Origin of the sequence: Terriglobus sp. TAA 43, from assembly GCF_000800015.1 — a bacterium.
In the GTDB taxonomy this organism is placed as follows: domain Bacteria; phylum Acidobacteriota; class Terriglobia; order Terriglobales; family Acidobacteriaceae; genus Terriglobus.
Genome location: NZ_JUGR01000002.1, coordinates 116,389 through 134,095, shown reverse-complemented (window position 1 = coordinate 134,095; position 17,707 = coordinate 116,389). Strand labels below are relative to the sequence as shown.

Sequence of the window (17,707 nt, the reverse complement as noted above, 5' to 3'; positions counted from 1 at the left end):
CCTCTGGCGGCAATCCAAACACGGCTTTGAGCCACGGCTAGCAGATCAGACCATCGCACCGAAGATCAGCTTCGCAGAAGCGCTGGCGCAAGACCCAGGTTTGGCTGAAGAGGCCGCGCGGCGTGATCCGAAGGCGTTCCGTGAGTACGCCGACTCGGAGAGCGAACGCATAGCTCTCGCTTTTCGAAAGGCCCATCCTACCTACATGAACACTGAGAAGAATTCCGCGGCGATGCTGCGGCACCTCTGTGAACGATTTCTTAATGGTGTCGATCACTTGAAAGACGAAGAAGTGATATTCGAGCTCTTCCGATCCGGGGATTTTACGGAAGTCAATCTGAGGGCCGCATTTGAGGCTTTGCTTCGTAGAGGCGCTCTGGATGTCGGCGAGGGACACGTAAAACAATTGAGCCGGGAAGAACTTCTGACTGTGATTGCCGATCTTCGCACGCACGGAGCGGCGCAGGCGATCGCGACCTACTTGAAGTTCTCATTGGGTACCCGCACGGTCGACGTGCGGAAAGTCATGGTCACCAACGCGGATCTGTTGAAGAAGGCTTGCTCGACGGTATGGTTTCACAGCAAAGCGGGAAGCGTAACGGCTGATCAGTTCAAAGAATTCGCCGTACGACGGCTCTCCGCTATCCAGCTTCCGACGATTGAACAGATCGAAGCGGCTTGGTTCGCCCACCAATTGGAAGCGCATGAGGAGACCGACCAACCGGCACAACCCAAACCGGCAACTGATGAAGAGATCAATCGCCTCTCAGACGAGGATCTGGAGAGTGCAATGGTTGCTGCCAGGGAAGAATTTTCTGCGCAGCGCCGCCGCCGTCGAACAGGGGTGGCCATCTCAACGTCTCAGTAACAGAAGCCATGAAGCCGTCTGTCGAACAGCACACATCCAGCCATCAACAAGCCCTCCTGTTGTCCCACCAGGCTATTGAACGCCCTCTGACTGCCCAAGAGCTAGCTGAAATCGTGCCGTTGCATCCTGTGACGCTCCTTCGCTGGGCTCGTGAAAACAAAATTCCACACCGTCGTCTGAGCGCCCGAAGAATTGTTTTCATACCTTCTCAGATCAACCACTGGCTCGCTTCCGAGTATTCTGAAAGCGTCGGTCATGTCGCCCAGCCCGAAAGGACGGCAACATGAACCTCATCCACAAACGTACGCGCTTTCAGCTTGGCTCTTTGACAACAGAGGGACGGACCAATGGCCCAGCAGTTTGGGTTTATCGTTGGCGCGAGAAGAGTGGCAACCTTACTGTTAAACGCAAGGTTGTTCTCGGTACCACCAAAGAGCTGAACAAGTCACAGGCTCAGAAGAAGGCCGACGGATATCGCCAGCTTGCTAATACTCCTCAACACGAACGAGGTTCTGATTTAACAGTGAACCAACTGGTGGATCACTACAGCGAACATGAGTTGGGAGTCGGTTCAGGAAAAGCAGAGAAGCCTCGCAAGGCGTATCTCTATATCTTCAAGAACTACATCTTGCCGACCTGGGGCGAACTACCGCTTGAAGGTGTTAAGGCGGTTGCCGTTGAACACTGGCTCAAGACGTTGCCGCTAGCTAATGGTTCCAAGGCAAAGGTCAGGGAAGTGTTCGGCGCCGCCTTCCGTCATGCAATGCGTCACGAGTTGCACCCGGTCAACCCGATAGCCAATGTTCGACAGGTGAGGAAGAGGGCGGTAGAGCCAGAGATTCTCGAACCCGCCGAAACGGCTGCAATCCTTCGGGAGCTTGAAGGAGTTGAACCGGTTCGAACAGCATTTCTTATAGCTGCTGTTATGGGTATGAGGCGGGGAGAAATCTTCGGCCTCAAGTGGGCAGACGTGGATTTCGAACGTGCGATTTTGCATGTTCGACGGTCATACGTCGATGGTGTCGAAGGTCTACCGAAAACTGAGTCCTCACGTCGCCCATTGCCAATTCCTGCTCAAGCGTTGGAAGCTTTCACAGCTTGGAAGACGAAGGCCACCTATACCAAACCCGGTGATTGGGTGTTCGCATCTGATGTGGCTTTCGGCAAGCATCCGTTCTGGCCGGGTACTCTCTGGCGTAGGAACATTGCTCCAGCGATTGAACGTGCCGGTATCACTAAGCCCAAGCTCGGATGGCATACCCTTCGTCGCAGCTACGCGAGTTTGCTGCTATCGAGTGGTGTGAGTCTGAGAGTGAGCATGGAGCTGATGCGACATTCCACACCGGATATGACGCTAGGCACGTACGCGCAAACCGTAGGCAATGAGAAAAGGGACGCAGGCAGGAAGATCGCTTCTCTCTTGTTGGGAAGTGAACAAGCAGCCTAGTGGACCCTTAATGGCCCCACGCGTTGAAAAGCCCAGCTTATTGGCCCCACGTTTTCAAGTTAAATGCTTGATTTATTTGGTGGACCTGAGCGGGATCGAACCGCTGACCTCCTCGTTGCGAACGAGGCGCTCTCCCAGCTGAGCTACAGGCCCTTTGAGGGGCAGGCGTTTGGCCTACTTGCCGCTCCAGCGTCGCATCCTGCGACGCGAGCAACATCCAGAGTGTAACAGGAAGCGTCTCCGCGCTCAAAGCGTCACGGAGATGCTTCCTGGGCGCACTGAACGTAGGGATGTGCTTTAGGGAAGTAAGGGACGCAACGCGTTCAATAACGATTCCGCCTGTTCCAGCGGGACCGCTCCCTGCGCCATTTCCGCACTTCCACCGCCCCGAGCCCCAAGCGTGTTGAGGGCGGTTCGCAGAGTGGTTCCGCAGTCGAGTACCCCGGACTTAGCGGCCAAAACGGCATTGGCTCGCGCTTCCTCGTAAGCGACGATGTAAGCAACGGGCGCAGTTGTTTCGCGGACCACTTTGGACGCCAGCAATTTTGCATAGGCAGCGTCGCGATCCGAGGGCAGGGAATAGATGACGCTCCCGTGCGCCACGGAGGCCAGCTTAGCTGCTTCGAGCGATGCCAATTCTTCCAGAAGATTGACACGTTCCTTTTGCAGAGAGCGGTTTTCTGCGCGGAGACGCTCAATACTAGTGATGATTTCAGGCGTCGCCGTTGTGAGCAGTGATGCCGCTTCTTGCAATCGATGGAAATCAGCGTTCGCAACGGCAAGAGCACGATTCCCGCAGATAAACGAGAGCCGCAGATTGCCACGAACTTTTTCGGTTCTGCGCAATAGCAGCGGACCAATCTCGGCGGTAGTTGCTACATGTGTGCCGCCGCAGGCGTTCGTATCGATGCCTGGAATCTCAACGATGCGGATGTTACCGGAGCGAGGAGGCAGCTTGCGCAGCAATCCCTGTTCCTTCATGGTGGCGGCTTCTTCGCTGGTGACATCGCGGACACCGAATGGAAGTGCTGCGGCAATGATGCGATTCGCTTCGTCTGCTACGGCTTTCAACTGCGCGTCGGTCGGCGCCGGGCCTTCCAAATCAATGGTGGAAACGTCGTCTCCCAAGTGGAAGGAAACTGTGCGTGCAGCGAAGTCACGGTCCAGAATTGCTGAGAGCAGATGCTGGCCGCTGTGTTGTTGCATATGATCGCGACGGCGCGTCGCGTCAATGCGCCCAGAAACCACCGTACCTTCCTGCAACGGTTTGCAGGTGGTGTGCCACACCTCACCAGCTTCATCTTCTTCGACGTTCGTAATCGGCACTTCCAGCGAAGCCCCCGAGCGCGCGGTTGCTACCAGCACGCCCGTGTCGTATGGCTGTCCGCCGCTTGTCGGGTAGAAAGCGGTGCGATCCAGCGCGATCTGCCATACCTGCTGGCCGTCCACTCTTGCCAGTTCACGTATGGCGGTGACTTCGGCTGTAAACTCCAGCGTTGCAGGCTCGTCGTAGTAAATGCGGTTGGCTGACTGAACTTCCGTCACACTACTCCCTTGGTGAGATGGAAATCAGTCCGCCGATCGCAGCCACTTCCGACTGACTGCCGATGATCAAAGGCGTACGCACGTGCGGCTCGGTGGGCACAATTTCCAGAATGCGATAGCGTCCGTTGCTGGCGGCGCCTCCGGCTTGTTCCGCGATGAAGCTCAAGGGATTTGCTTCATACAACAGGCGGAGTTTGCCGTTGGGAGCTTTCTTGGTCGGCGGATAGAGAAATACGCCGCCCTTCAGTAGTGTGCGATGGAAGTCCGCAATGAACGATCCCACATAGCGCGAGCTGTACTTCTTGCCACCCACCAGGGTGCCATCGCGAAAACGCGAAATGGCCTTGCCGTACACCATTTGTGATTCGGCAATGTTGCCTTCGTTCATGGAGTAGTACGGTCCCTGCTCCGGCATCTTCAAGTCTTCTGCGCTCAGCAGGAACTCGCCTTCTGAGAGCGTGAACGCGTGGACGCCATCGCCTGCGGTATAAACCAGGATCGTCGATGGGCCATAGTTCACATAAAGCGCCGCAATCTGTTCTGTGCCGGGCTGCACGATGGATTCTTTGACACTGAGGCCAGGCTTCACCGGCTGGATGGAGACAATCGTTCCTACGTTGACATTGACGTCAATGTTGGACGAGCCGTCGAGCGGATCAAAGATCGCGATGAACTTGGCATTCGGCCGACCCTCAAAGATCAGGGGTTCATCATCTTCTTCGCTAACCACAGCGGCCACCGAAGGGAGAGCCTTCATCACTTCGATGAGCGTATTGTCAGCCAGAACGTCCAGCTTCTGCTGCGCTTCGCCTTGCACATTTTCGCTGCCAGCGGCGCCAAGAATATCGTCCAGACCCGCAGTGCGAATTCTGCGTTCAATGGTGGTCGCGCCATCGGCAATTGCGGTGATCAGCGCCGCCAGTTCCGGCGTGTGGCGCTGGCGCACGTGTTGGGAAAGGGTCATCGCCATGGCATTAAGCGTAGCATCCGTGAGGGTTAACCGTTTTGTCATGGGCGGATGTGAAGACTAAGCGCGTTGCGCTCCTCCAGGGAAAATGGTCAGACGTGATGATGATGGTGAAGTGGGCGCACAGCACACACGATTTCTTCCTTCCTGTTTTGCCCGGTACATCGCAGCGTCAGCGTCGGCGATAAGTTGTGCGGGATCGCTGCCGGGATGCGACGGCCACAGGGTGGCTACGCCACAACTCACGGTGGTCCACACTTCGTGGTGTAGCGTCGTATCGCGCTGCAGCGCTGGCGAGCCGGCCACCTGAACCAGGGTGCGGATACGTTCGGCCACCTTGGTTGCGGAAGCGGAGTCGGTGTGAGGCAGCAGAACGACGAATTCCTCGCCTCCCACCCGAGCCACAAAATCGTCCTCCTCGCGGAGGGCCTGTTGCAACAGTGAGGCGACACGCTGCAGAACGCGGTCGCCATATGGGTGACCATACGTATCATTCACCAGCTTGAAATGATCGACATCCACCATCACCGCGCTCAGGGGTGTCCGGCTCTCACGAGTCATCTTCCATATATGTCCAAGTCGAGAATCGTAGGCCAGACGATTCGGCAGTCCAGTCAGGCGATCGGTGGACGAAAGTGCCACCAGTTCTGCATTCGCATCGGCCAACATGCCTCGCTGCAGCCTTCCGTGAAGTTGAAGCAGATAGGAAAAGCGGCGATCGCGCGCGATTGCGTAGTTGGCAGCGAGAGTTAGAAGAACAGACCAGGCCATCATGCCGCCGAGTACCAACTTGTGGGTTACTGGGAGAAAGCCGTCGTTCTTCAGCCACAGCACATCCGCTACAGCTAGCAGAAATGTCGTCACAGTCGCATACACAAGCTCAAGGCGGATCAGGCAATTCATACCCAACAACATGAGGATCAATCCCAACTGCGCCTCGATGGAGACCGTTGTGTTTATCTCGTTGTGCAGGTAAAGGATGCCCAAGGCGCCTGTAAGGCAGGCGAAAGCGACGCTGATCTCACGCAAAGCTACATTCTGCTGGTAGCGGACGATCGTCGCGGCCAGGAGCATGATGGGCGTGAAGATCAGGAGGCGTACAAGTACGGCGCGTAGGATATGGTCGGGCGCCATGAAGTAGTCGCTAAGCAGAAAAAAGTCGTACACAATGCCCGCGAACAGGCCATGGGTCAGCAGCGTGCTTGCCCGGGATGCGGCTGTGTCGCGCAGGTAGCGCGTCTCAACCTCCGGAGTGAAATGCAGCCACGCAACGCGGCCCGTCTCGAAGCGACGGATCTCTTCATTCAGCAGCGGCGTGATATCAGCTTGATTCTGAGTTTCCATAGGTTTACCGAAATCAGCCTAGTCCTCACCCGCAGTGTTCGCTATGCCACTGCGGAGCCAAACCGACCCCACCTTTCGGGGGAGGAACTGTCGCGTCTTCACACAAATTTGCGATCGCTTCCAGAGTCCCTCTCCCACAATTCGCGCTGAAACACCCGGTGGCCACTTGTTACAATCAAGTTTTGATCAGGGTGGAAGATGCTTCAATTCTCTACAGCCGGTGAAAGCCACGGAGAGGCTCTTGTGGCCATGCTCAGCGGCCTCCCCGCCGGGGTTCCGGTGGACAGCGCATTCCTTGCACGTGAACTATGGCGGCGCCAGCAGGGCTTTGGCCGCGGCGGCCGCATGCGGATTGAGACAGATACAGCGCATATCCTCTCGGGCGTTCGTCATGGCAAGACGATTGGTTCGCCGATTGCTATGACCATCGCCAACCGCGACTGGAAGAACTGGGAAGAGATTCTCCCGGTAGAAGAGGGCGATCCCTCACGACATAAGGCAGTTGCTTCGCCTCGCCCCGGTCATGCAGACCTGGCAGGCGCGTTGAAGTACAACTTCGCCGATGCCCGCTACATCCTGGAACGTGCCTCCGCCCGCGAATCCACGGCGCGCGTTGCCGCTGGTGCCATTGCGAAGATGTTCCTCCGGTCGCTGGGGATTGAGGTGCTTTCGCACGTCGTCCGCGTGGGCGCTGTGGAACTGAAACGGCCCTATCAGTGGGATGAGATTGTTGCCAGCACCGCCCGTGAGACAGTCTTGCTGAACTGCATTGACCCTGAGGTAGAGCAGCAGATGAAGGGTGAGGTGGATAAGGCTCTTCGCACGGGCGATACCGTGGGTGGGGTGTTTGAGGTGGTGGCACACGGTGTGCCCGCGGGCATTGGTAGCCATGTGACCTGGGAAGGTCGTCTGGATGGCTTGTTGGCACAGGCTGTGATGAGCCTGCAGGCGGTGAAGGCGGTCGAGATCGGCCGCGGCGTTACCGCGGCGGAGTCCATGGGATCGACCGTTCATGACGCCATCCACTACGCCACAGAAGAGGAAGCTGCCGCAGCACACACGCGCTTTACCCGCGAGAGCAATAACGCTGGCGGTATTGAAGGTGGCATCTCCAATGGTCAGGACGTGACTGTACGTGGCTACCTGAAACCCATCAGCACACTGCGCCGTCCGCTGGCGTCGGTGAACTTCGATACCCGTGAGCCGGTAAAGGCAGCGTATGAACGCAGCGACGTCTGCGTGGTCCCCGCTGCTGGTGTTGCTGCCGAAGCGATGGTTGCCATTGCACTGGCGAAGCTGGTGCTGGAGAAGTTCGGCGGTGACAGCCTGGTGGAAACGCAGCGCAACCTCAACGGTTATCTTGAGCAGATCCGGAAGTTCTAAGGCAATGATTTATCCCATCGTTAAGTATCCGGAGCAGGTGCTGCTAAAGAAGGCCGAGCCTGTTACCGAGTTCAATGCCGACCTGAAGAAGTTGGCGGACGACATGTTTGAGAGCATGTATGCCGCCGAGGGCATTGGCCTGGCTGCGCCGCAGATCGGTATCAGCAAGCGTATGTACGTGGTTGACCTTTCGGTAGGCAAGAACCCGGAAGAACGCCTTGTCCTTATCAACCCGGAGATCATCGAGAAGGAAGGGAAGCAGATCGAGGAAGAGGGCTGCCTCTCGTTGCCGGACATCCGTGACAAGGTGAGCCGCCACTTCCACGTGCGTATGCGCGCGCAGGATGTGAACGGCAAGTGGTTCGAGATCGACGGCGAGGAGCTGTTGTCTCGCGCCTTCCAACATGAGTTGGATCACCTCGACGGCATTCTGTTTATCGATCGCCTTTCTCGCTTGAAGAAGGACCTGATTCTTCGGCGTATTCGGAAGCTCATCAAGAATGGTGAGTGGTAGGGGCGGTATGAGGCTGGTCTTCTGCGGGACACCGCACTTCGCCGTGCCTACGCTGGAGGCGCTCATTGCCGCCGGGCACGAGGTGGCTCTGGTGCTGTCGCAGCCGGATAAGCCGGTGGGTCGCAGTGGCGAGGTGAATCCTACGCCGGTTAAGGTGGCGGCGACGGCGCACGGTATTCCTGTGCTGCAGCCGGAGAAGCTCAAGACTAACCAGGAGCTTCGCTCCACGCTGGAAGCCAGTGCGCCCGATGCCATCATCGTGGTTGCCTACGGCCGCATCATTCCACAGTGGATGCTGGACCTGCCAAAGCATGGCTGCCTGAACGGGCATGGTTCGTTGTTGCCGCGTTGGCGTGGCGCCGCACCCATTCAGTGGGCGATTGCGGCGGGTGACGCGGAGACTGGCGTGACTACGATGCGGCTGAATGCGGGGCTCGATACCGGACCGATGCTGCTGAAGCGGTCTGTTCCCATTACTGATACGACCACTTCGCCGGAGCTGTTTGTGTCGCTCGCCCAGATTGGTGCGGAGTTGATGGCGGAGACGCTTGCCAAGCTGGAAGCGGGCACCATTACGCCGGAAGAGCAGGATGAGTCGCTGATGACGCTTGCTCCTATCCTGACGCGGGATGATGCTCGCATCGACTTCGGACTCACCGCGCGCGAGATCGACCAGCGCTTCCGTGGCTTTCAGCCCTGGCCAGGAGCGTTTACCGCTCTCCGCGGGAAGAAGCTGATCGTTCATGGATTGCATGTTGCTTCCCAGCAAAGTGCCGCTGCTGTTGGAACGCTCACGATTCGCGATGGAGCGATGGAAGTGGCTTGCGGTTCTGGATCGGCAGTTGTCTTCGACGAAGTGCAGCTTGAAGGGAAGAAGCGGATGGCCGCTGCGGAATTTCTGCGCGGATTTCAGTTGAAGAGCGGCGAAGTCTTCGGTTAGCCAGGCAGGCCGTCCCACCCCCTCCCCCCCCCCGTTTCTCTAAAATCTTCTTTCTATTGGGTTTACGTCGTGGGTGGCTGTAAAATCGTCTGCCCATTGGGGTTAGAGGCAAAATCGTCTTTCTAAAAGAGTTAGGGCCGCGCATAACGCGGCCCTAACTGTCTATTTCTTATTGTAGCTGTTTGAGCTAAATACCATGCCAGCTGTAACCATCCTGTTTTGTGGCGGTTGTGCGATTCAGGGCTTGACAGCATTTGGATCGGGTTCGGTCCCACCATGTCCCCGGCCAGGTTAGCTGCTGGTTTCTGTCCGATATGGAGAGAGTCAGATCCTTCGACGCTTCTGGCGAGCGTCTCCCCATTTCGCGTCTCTTTGAGCCGAGAACCTGCTTCTGATCGGGTCGACTCCCTCGTGGCAGAAGTTCGTTTTTATCTCGCTATCATCTGGTGAAAAAAGATGAGGTTATTGTGCGGTTAATTAATCCCAAGGGTTGCTTCGGGACGAGCGGTTATGTGTTCACGTGATCGACATACTCGCTAATGGATAAGATCGCATTTTTTGCGACAAATTTTGTTCACACTTAATTATTGAGTTTTCGGGGTCAGATTTTGATGTTTTATCCCCCGCGCGGCAAGTTGACTTATCGGTAAAAACCTTAATTAGGCAGGATTCTCCGGAAGAAGTTACCGATAACTGAGCAGAATTTTTCTGTGCCTTCTCTTTGATGCTTCTAAGTTGCTCATACCACACACAAAATATTCAGGTCATTTGCGGCCACCGAAATGCAATTACCCGGGCAAGTAATGTATCTCCCCCTGGAGTAATTCAGTTTGATAGTTCACAGAAGTCGTCTCGCAGCTTTATGCATCGGTGCGTCTATACTCGTTGGCGGCGGCCAGGGTATATCTGCACAGCGCCATTCAGGACATGGGTCCTATGTATCGGCGAGTATTAGTGCCTCACCTACCTCTATTACGTCGGGCAAAAGCTCAACTCTTACCTGGAGTACGACATCGGCTACGTCTGTGACACTTAATGGTGCTACGGTCGCTTCGTCAGGTTCGAAAACAGTTTCCCCTACATCGACTACGACATATTCGCTCGTTGCCAAGAACGGAAGCACGAGCAAGACGGCTACAACTTCTGTGGCAGTCACGGCGGCCGCAACAACTCCGACGGCAACTATTACAGCTTCGCCAACTTCGATCACTTCAGGTCAGAAATCAACTCTTACCTGGAGCACGACATCGGCGACCTCCGTAACGCTTAACGGTACGGCAGTAGCTACTTCTGGTTCGATGAGTGTTTCGCCAACAGCGACGACTTCGTATTCGCTGGTTGCAAAGAACGCAAGCACAAGCAAGACCGCGACAACATCTGTTGCAGTGACTTCAGCAGCAACTCCGACGGCAACGATTACCGCTTCGCCAACTTCGATCACTGCAGGTCAGAGCACAACGCTTACCTGGAGCTCGACTTCGGCAACATCTGTAACGCTTAACGGTGCGGCTGTTGCTACTTCAGGCTCGATGAGTGTTTCGCCAACAGCGACGACTTCGTACTCGTTGGTTGCAAGCAACGGCAGCACGAGCAAGACTGCATCGACCTCTGTTGCAGTGACTGCCACGCCGCCATCTGGCGGTAGCTCCACAACTGGCGCACCCCACATCAATTACACGGATCTTAATGTTGGTTCCGGTACGGGCGGCGACAACGGAAACGGCGTTTACGTTCGCATCTTCGGTAGCCATTTCGGAGCATCGCAGGGATCAAGCACCCTCACGCTGGGTGGCTACCTTGTAACCAACTGCAGCCTCTGCTCCTGGTCTGACACCATGATTATTGCTCAGCTTGGATCGGCAGCAACCACGGGCAATATTGTTGTGAACGCCAATGGACTTGCTTCCAACGGCTCTCCATTTACTGTCACGCCGACGACGATCGTCTTCGTATCGCCTAACGGCGTTGATACAAACAATGGAACCTTCGCAGCTCCGTTTAAGACGTGGCGCGCAGCCTTCAACTCCGTAACATCGAAGGACTCGGCTTCACCTTCGCAGAACACCGTGATCTATCTGATGCCGGGAGCGAACGTCAGCATGGATGATGGTCGCGGATACAACGCTGCCATTTCAACGGATCTTGGCGGTAAGTCTGCAACCAGCCAGCTCTCAATCGTCGGCTACCCCGGCGGTACCGTGAATGTTGGCAGCACCAGCATTTCGAATGGCGTAAAGGGATGGGGCAAGAACATCACCATCGCTAACCTCAACATTGTTGGTCAGAGCTCTGCTATCGATGCAGAGGCTGGCAACATCCGCATCATCAACAACAGCCTTTCCTGCCCCGCTCCTCCTTCGGGTCTTGGCGGAACTGCATGTGTTCTTGCTGAAACCACCACCACTTCTGATACCTGGGCATTCCAGGGAAACAATGTTCACGACACCGGCGGAAACGTAGACAAGACCTACCATGCTGTCTACTTCTCTTCGAACGCGAACCACGCAGATGTGGGCTGGAACACGATCGGTCAGAACTTTAAGGGCTACTGCCGCAGCATCATGTTCCACGCGACGACAGGCGGCAACCAGTATGACCTGCACGTGCACGACAACAACATCACGGGTGGATACTGCGATGGTATTCAGCTTGCATCGGTTGATCCTTCACTGGGAACGGTCGAGATCTACAACAACGTTGTAGCTCACGTTGCGACCGCCGCGAATCCTTACGGTGTTGCAAACGAAGCTGGCATTGCTATCAACTCTGATCCTCCGGCTTCAACCAGCGGCACGGTGCAGATCTACAACAACACCGTCGTGGATGCAGGCGCCTACACGACTGGAAACCAGAATGGATGCTTCGGTGTGGTCTACGCTGGAGCAGGCATCAACCTAACCAACAACATCTGCGTTCAGCCATCAGCGGCGCAGCCTTACATTCAGCCGAAGAGCGCGGGTGTAACGGGTACGAATAACCTGTGGTCCGGTGCCGGAGCAGCTCCGTCATTCGACTCACGTCCGGTTACAACGGCACCCAGCTTTACCTCGAGCACTAACTTCGCACTGCAGTCGAGCTCTGCTGGTAAGTCGGCAGGAACTTCCTCCAAGATGTCTCCAGTTGACATTATTGGAAATCAGCGTGGTACGACTCCGTCGATGGGAGCTTACCAATAAACCCAGGTTGGGCCGCCATAGAAATGTGGCGGCCCAATTTACATTGAGCGTGAGGCTAGCCTGTAATTGGGTAGTTACTTATCTCACGCATGCGAGTTTCAGGATTAACGATAGTTAGTAAGTAAAGTACGGAAAATGTTATGCGGCCACTTATGTCCATAAGGGAACTTATGGGTGTGAGTGGCCGTTCACTTTCTTGGGTATAGACGCACCCAATCGAAGGTCTCTTCTTGACAGACAGTTTCCGTGGAAATCATAATGGTTTCCATGGAAAGTGAAGCGAGCCAAATCGACAGCGTTCCGGGCCTTGAAAGCCATCTCGGGTTTTGGCTTCGGCGCGTGTCGAACGCTGTTTCGGCCGGTTTTAGCCGAGCTTTAGGGGAACAACAGACTTCCGTGGCCGAGTGGGTGGTACTACGTGAGCTTTACTCGCGCGGTGAAGCGGCGCCGGCCGAGCTGGCGGATGCTCTCGGGCTGACTCGCGGGGCGGTATCCAAGATCGTCGACAAGCTTGAAGCGAAAAAGTGGATCCGGGTGGAAGCGAATCGTGCGGACGGCCGGTTCCGGCTGCTTTCCGTTACGCAAGCCGGGAAGCGGAACCTGCCTGTTCTGGCTGAATTGGCCGATCAGAATGAAGCGCAGTTCTTTGATTGTCTCACTGAAAACGAGCGCGAAGTTCTGCTTCAGGTCCTGGTCAAACTGGCGCAGCAGAACCAGATCCGTGATGTTCCAACCGAGTGAGGGGTGAGCTATGAGCAAGGCGATCGACAATTTGATGGGTGCGATGGGGCGGGCGCAGGCGAATCGTCCGCGCGTGGGTGGCTTTCCCTACTTGGCCGAGGTCTTGCGGCAGGCCGGAGTGAAACGGAATGTGTGGTCTCTTCCGTCGTCGCAGAGCTTGTATCTCACGGACGATGGTCCGGTGGTGATGCAGGGTTCGCCGCTGGTGTCGGGGGCGGTGGATGTTCCGGACTTTGATCGGGAGGCACTGATCAGAGCGCTGCGGACCGATCAGGCTGGCGAGAGTACCTTCCCCGAGTTTCTGGAGGCTACGTGGCGAGCCGGAGTTGTTCGTTATGAGGTGGACCTGGAGGGGCGAACGGTGACCTACACCGGCAGCGACGACCAGGAATATGTGGAGGCGTACCCTGCGGTTACGGTGAGCTAGGGGTGGCTTCCAGCAGGGCGGCGAAGAAGCCGTCACAGGGTTGGGTGCCGGGCAGGGTTCGGAGTGTGCCGCCGATGGCTGCGGATGAGACGGACTCTGGGAGTAGGGATGAGAGGTCGATGGAGCGGTAGGTTCCGGCGACGGTTGCCGCGGTTACGACTTCCAGATTTTCCTCGGGTTCGAGCGAGCACGTGGAGTAGATCAAGCGTCCCCCGGGTGCGAGTAGTTGGAGCGCTTGTCTCAGAAGCGCTTTTTGACGATCGACTTGTCGGGGTAGATCGCTTGGTCGTAAGCGATGACGAATCTCTGGGTTGCGGGAAAGAGTTCCAGTTCCACTACAAGGTGCGTCGCAGAGGATGAGGTCGAATTTTTCGGCTTGCAAGTCGGCGGGAGGGGCGGTCATGTCGGCCAGGAGCGTCTTCACATGCTTGGTGGATTCGGAGCGATCCATTCGTTTCCGCATGGCTTCCAGGCGTTTGGGGCTGACGTCGCATGCAATGATTTCTGCCTGCGGATGACGTATGGCGAGGATGGCTGTTTTGCCGCCGGGAGCGGCGCAGCAGTCGAGGATCCGCTTGGGATTGGGGACGGCGGCGGCGGTGACTTCGGCGATGAGGCGTGAGCCGTCGTCGATCTGGGGCAGACCCTCTTCCGGGGTGTAGAGCTGGCCGGAGGGCGGTTCCTGCTGGTCGTAGGCGGCGATGCGGCGGGTGGTAGCGTTGCCGAAGTTCTTGCGCCAGCGGGTGATCAGCCACTCGGGGTGGGCCTGTTCTTCGGGCGTCATGGCGACGACCAGCGGGGTCCGCTGGGGTGTTTCCTTTTCGCGCTGGACGCGGCGAAGGATGGCGTTGACCATGCCAGCGGCGTGGGCGGCTCCGTTGGCGCGGGCCATTTCAACGCTTTCGTTGATGGCGGCGTGCGGCGGGATGCGGTCCATGTGGAGCAATTGGAAGATGCCGAGGCGCAGGGCTAGCAGGGCGGCGTCGTGGAGTTCGGCGTCGGGTCGCTGCAGCATGGGGCGCATCACGGCGTCGAGCTGCAACTGCCAGCGGAGGACGCCGAGAACGAGGGCGGTGGTCAGGTTGCGGTCTTCCGGGGAGAGGCGGCTGACGGCGGGGGAGTGCACCAGGTCGTCAGAGTGGGCGGCGCTGGACATGACGCGATAGAGGATCTGGATGGCGGCTTCGCGCGCGGGGGAGATGGCGGGTTGGTTGTTCGATTTCACGCTGGTTTCAGGATACGGGGTTTGGCTCGCCGAGGTTGGAGGTGACGGGGTTTGCTGCGGGCTCCGATGGCTCTTCCGTCGAGAATTTTGTGAAGCGTGGGCCGGCGGCGACGATGAGGCCGGCGGTGATGATGAGTACGAGAGCGAACCGCAGGGTGGTTGCGTGCGCTACCCAGCCGATGAGCGGTGGGCCGGCTAGCAGTCCGAAATAGCCGACGGTTGAGACCATGGAGATGGCTGCGCCTGCGCTCATGCGGGTGGATCGTTCCGACGCCTTAATGACGATGGGGACGATGTTGGCCATGCCCACGCCTGTGAGTCCCAGACCGGCAAAGCCGAGTGGCCACGTTGGGGCGAGCAGGAAGGTGCTGAAGCCGATCGCGACGAGAACGCCGCTGCCGAAGAGCACGTTGGCCTCAGAAAAGCGCGCGAGGAGCCATCCGCCGGTGAAGCGCGAGGCGGCCATGCAGATGGCATATCCGGCGTAGCCCGCGGCGGCCCACGAGAGTGTTGTGCCGACGTTCAGGTGGAGATAAACCGCGGCCCAGTCGCCCACGGAGCCCTCGGCAAAGAGGCCGAAGAAGGCGAGTATGGCGAGTTTGATGAGATAGGGATCAAAGTGTGAGCCGCCGGATTCCTGCTTTTGAGCGAAGGGATCCGCGACGAGGCCTCCTTTGAAGGATGGGAGGCATACGAGGAAGAGGACACCGGCGCACAGGAAGAGGTCGGTGCTGGCTGTGAAGTGATGATGCAGCAGGACGCTGGAGATTCCGGAACCGAAGAGGCCGCCGACGCTCCAGCAGCCCTGGCAAAAGTTGATGCATGAGCGTTGTTCGTGCGCTTCCACTGCAAGTGCCTGTGCGTTTACGGAAACGTCGAGCGCGCCTTTGGATGCGCCAAACAAACCCGCTCCCAGCATGAAAGTCCAATGCGATTTAAAGGCTGCCAGTAGTGCGATGGCGAGGATGTAGCAGGCGGCTGCGACTCGCACGGTGGAGCGGCTGCTGAACTTTGTGATGAAGAATCCGGCGAGCGGCATGGACAGGATGGACCCGGCGACAAGGCTCAGCAGGATGAACGATAGTCCTGCGGTATCCAGGTGCAGGTTCGTCTGAATCACTGGAACATGTGCTGCCCAAACGCCGAATCCAATGCCATCGGCAAGGAAGAGGGAAGCGATTGCCCATTTTGCGGTACGGCTCATGCTTTTATTAGAGGGGCAACAGGGCTCGTTCTGATGATGAATTATTCGTCACATCTTGATAGCTTTTGGGAATGAGCGTGAATCTGGATGCACTGCGATCGTTCGTTGTTTTGGCAGAGGAGCTGCATTTTGGCAGGGCAGCAAAGCGTCTCTATGTTGCGCAACCAACTCTGACGAAACAGATACAGCGACTTGAGAGTGAGCTTGCTGCCTCGCTGTTTACGAGGACTACCGGGCAGGTGAGCCTTACTTCTGCGGGAACGGTTTTGCTGGAAAGGGCAGCAGAGCTTGTTCGTGCAGGGGCGAGTTTTGAAAGCTTTGCGCGTGAGGCAAGTACGGGTGAGGTTGGCACGCTTCGCATTGGGTTTGGGATTGCGACGTTGAGTGATCTGTTGCCGCAGTCGGTGATTGCGTATCGCGCTGCGTTCCCGAAGATGCGTTTGGAGATGCAGGACATGAGTAGCCGTGCGCAGATGGATGCTCTGCTGGAAGGCTCAATTGACTTGGGGTTTGTTCGGATGCCAGTCCGACACAGCAAGCTGAAGACGCTTGTAGTGCTTCGAGAAGAATTGCTTATTGCAGTCGCTGCTTCTGGCAAGCATGCCGCCACAGCCTCGTTACGTGACCTACGTGATGAGCCGTTTGTGTTGATTGGCAGATCAACTTCAGCAACATATCACAGTCATGCGTTGAGCCTGTGTGCGCTGGCTGGCTTTCAGCCGAATGTGGTCCAGGAGGCGAAAGAACTATTCACAGTGCTGAGCCTGGTGCGTGCGGGACTTGGTGTGAGTCTTGTTCCTTCGACTGCTCGACGTATGCGGGTTCCGGGTGTGGCCTTTCATTCCGTTCGTAAGACGGAGGCTCGTTGGGATATTGCGATGGCCTGGAGACGCGATCGAGAGCGCATTGTTGAGCCGTTCGCCAAGTTGGTGCGTGACACTGCGAAGTCGGCGAAGTGAGTTGTCAAATTGGTATTAAAAAGTTGACTCTAACGAATACTACATAGCCATGTCCTCTTTGCGTATGCTATTTTTTCGCCAGCTAATGATTCGCCATCTTCATGCAGGTGAAGTTCGATGAGAATAGCGTCACGCGCAGCTCTTGTTCCCTTACTTGCGGGAGTTCTTTGTTTTTCCATGGGGACCACTGCTGTGTCCCAAGTGAATAGTGGAGTCGATGACGCCAAATCTCTGAAGTTTGATGTGGTCTCGATTCGACCGAGTGGCAGTTCGTCGGGAAGAGGTATGAAGGTACCGCCGGATGGCTATGAGGCGATTGGACTCCCATTAGTAGACACGCTTTTAGTCGCCTATTTTCCGGCACCCCTTTTTAATCATTTTGACGATTTGAAGAGCGCCCCTTCGTGGCTCGGCAGTGAGAACTATGACCTACAGGCGAAGGTGGCTCCAGCGGATGTTGCCCATTGGAGCAGCCTGAAACAGAACTTCGCTCAAACATCTCCGGTGTTGCAGCAGATGCTTCGACAGGTTTTGGAAGAGCGCTGTAAGTTACGCATCCACAGTGAGCCAACGAAGACTACCGGCTACGCCTTGCGCATTGGGGCCAAGGCGACCGCGTTGGTGGAGGATTCAAGCTTGCCTGAGGGAGGGGCGGGACAGCCCTTCTCGGATGGCGCCATGTTTGTTTTTGCGATGCAGAATGGCGAGCGAACTTACACCTTTTACAACACTTCCATGTCTTCTCTGGCGAGCTATCTCACCTTCACGTCGCAACATACGGTGGAAGACCAGACCGGTTTAAAAGGCAGATACAAGTTTGTATTGCGCCGTTTGCCAGCCGATGAGGACTCCGCTCCGCCTGTACCTTACGATTTGCGCGCGTTGGGTCTGAAGGCTGATAAGGAAGAAGTGTCGTCGATGATTTGGGTTGTCGATAGTATTGAGCGACCGAGCCCGAACTAGGGGT

The 17,707-nt window shown here is 56.7% G+C and carries 16 protein-coding genes and 1 tRNA gene; 11 read left to right on the top strand and 6 right to left on the bottom strand.

The genetic code is table 11. From position 1 onward, the window contains the following. Positions 1-100 precede the first annotated feature (100 nt). From M504_RS15215 to M504_RS15210, 3 genes are read left to right on the top strand one after another with little or no spacing between them, the layout of a single operon-like run. Positions 101-868 (top strand): hypothetical protein, encoded by a 768-nt coding sequence (locus tag M504_RS15215; RefSeq protein WP_198137651.1) that lies wholly within the window; start codon positions 101-103, stop codon positions 866-868. A gap of 8 nt (positions 869-876) precedes the next feature. Next, complete coding sequence (locus M504_RS22750; protein ID WP_084214450.1) at positions 877-1,155, top strand: helix-turn-helix domain-containing protein; 279 nt, start codon at positions 877-879, stop codon at positions 1,153-1,155. Continuing rightward, the gene (locus M504_RS15210; RefSeq protein ID WP_047495338.1) at positions 1,152-2,315 is read left to right on the top strand and encodes a site-specific integrase; all 1,164 of its coding nucleotides are present in this window, start codon (positions 1,152-1,154) and stop codon (positions 2,313-2,315) included. The genes M504_RS22750 and M504_RS15210 overlap by 4 nt, the downstream gene beginning before the upstream one ends. 77 nt (positions 2,316-2,392) lie before the next feature. Here M504_RS15210 and M504_RS15205 read toward each other — a convergent pair. The 4 genes from M504_RS15205 to M504_RS15190 form a co-directional block, all read right to left on the bottom strand. Further along, positions 2,393-2,468: transfer RNA gene (locus M504_RS15205), tRNA-Ala, on the bottom strand. Positions 2,469-2,612: 144 nt separating this feature from the next. Further along, on the bottom strand, positions 2,613-3,860 hold the full coding sequence (locus M504_RS15200) for an alanyl-tRNA editing protein (RefSeq protein WP_047495333.1): 1,248 nt from the start codon (positions 3,858-3,860) through the stop codon (positions 2,613-2,615). Between the two features lies 1 nt (position 3,861). Then, a complete protein-coding gene (gene fbp, locus M504_RS15195; protein ID WP_052200995.1) occupies positions 3,862-4,830 on the bottom strand; it encodes a class 1 fructose-bisphosphatase in 969 nt (322 codons plus the stop codon). Between the two features lie 57 nt (positions 4,831-4,887). Next, positions 4,888-6,171, bottom strand: a complete 1,284-nt coding sequence (locus tag M504_RS15190) for a diguanylate cyclase (RefSeq protein WP_047495331.1) — start codon at positions 6,169-6,171, stop codon at positions 4,888-4,890. A 198-nt stretch (positions 6,172-6,369) separates the two neighbouring features. On the opposite strand from M504_RS15190, the gene aroC reads away from it, so the two are divergent. The 6 genes from aroC to M504_RS15150 all read left to right on the top strand — a co-directional run bounded on the left by aroC (position 6,370) and on the right by M504_RS15150 (position 13,352). After that, a complete protein-coding gene (aroC, locus tag M504_RS15185; protein WP_047495329.1) occupies positions 6,370-7,554 on the top strand; it encodes a chorismate synthase in 1,185 nt (394 codons plus the stop codon). Between the two features lie 4 nt (positions 7,555-7,558). Then, positions 7,559-8,068: a peptide deformylase gene (gene def / locus M504_RS15180; protein WP_047495326.1), complete on the top strand. Its 510-nt coding sequence runs from the start codon at positions 7,559-7,561 to the stop codon at positions 8,066-8,068. A gap of 7 nt (positions 8,069-8,075) precedes the next feature. Beyond that, positions 8,076-9,008 carry a methionyl-tRNA formyltransferase gene (gene fmt / locus M504_RS15175; protein WP_047495323.1) on the top strand — a complete coding sequence of 311 codons (933 nt, stop codon included), beginning with the start codon at positions 8,076-8,078 and terminating at the stop codon, positions 9,006-9,008. Positions 9,009-10,153: 1,145 nt separating this feature from the next. After that, the gene (locus M504_RS15160) at positions 10,154-12,184 is read left to right on the top strand and encodes a hypothetical protein (protein ID WP_198137650.1); all 2,031 of its coding nucleotides are present in this window, start codon (positions 10,154-10,156) and stop codon (positions 12,182-12,184) included. Between the two features lie 258 nt (positions 12,185-12,442). Next, the gene (locus M504_RS15155) at positions 12,443-12,925 is read left to right on the top strand and encodes a MarR family winged helix-turn-helix transcriptional regulator (RefSeq protein WP_052200891.1); all 483 of its coding nucleotides are present in this window, start codon (positions 12,443-12,445) and stop codon (positions 12,923-12,925) included. A gap of 10 nt (positions 12,926-12,935) precedes the next feature. Continuing rightward, on the top strand, positions 12,936-13,352 hold the full coding sequence (locus M504_RS15150) for a DUF1398 domain-containing protein (protein ID WP_047495311.1): 417 nt from the start codon (positions 12,936-12,938) through the stop codon (positions 13,350-13,352). Here M504_RS15150 and M504_RS15145 read toward each other — a convergent pair. After that, positions 13,339-14,577: an RsmB/NOP family class I SAM-dependent RNA methyltransferase gene (locus M504_RS15145; protein ID WP_047495308.1), complete on the bottom strand. Its 1,239-nt coding sequence runs from the start codon at positions 14,575-14,577 to the stop codon at positions 13,339-13,341. The genes M504_RS15150 and M504_RS15145 overlap by 14 nt on opposite strands. Before the next feature lie 7 nt (positions 14,578-14,584). Then, positions 14,585-15,781: an MFS transporter gene (locus M504_RS15140; protein WP_052200890.1), complete on the bottom strand. Its 1,197-nt coding sequence runs from the start codon at positions 15,779-15,781 to the stop codon at positions 14,585-14,587. Positions 15,782-15,852: 71 nt separating this feature from the next. Here M504_RS15140 and M504_RS15135 point away from each other — a divergent pair, with 71 nt between their 5' ends. Further along, entirely contained in the window at positions 15,853-16,740 is an 888-nt protein-coding gene (locus M504_RS15135) for a LysR family transcriptional regulator (protein ID WP_047495305.1), read from the top strand. A gap of 117 nt (positions 16,741-16,857) precedes the next feature. Next, positions 16,858-17,703 (top strand): TIGR03435 family protein, encoded by an 846-nt coding sequence (locus tag M504_RS15130; protein WP_084214449.1) that lies wholly within the window; start codon positions 16,858-16,860, stop codon positions 17,701-17,703. The last annotated feature ends 4 nt before the right edge of the window (positions 17,704-17,707 follow it).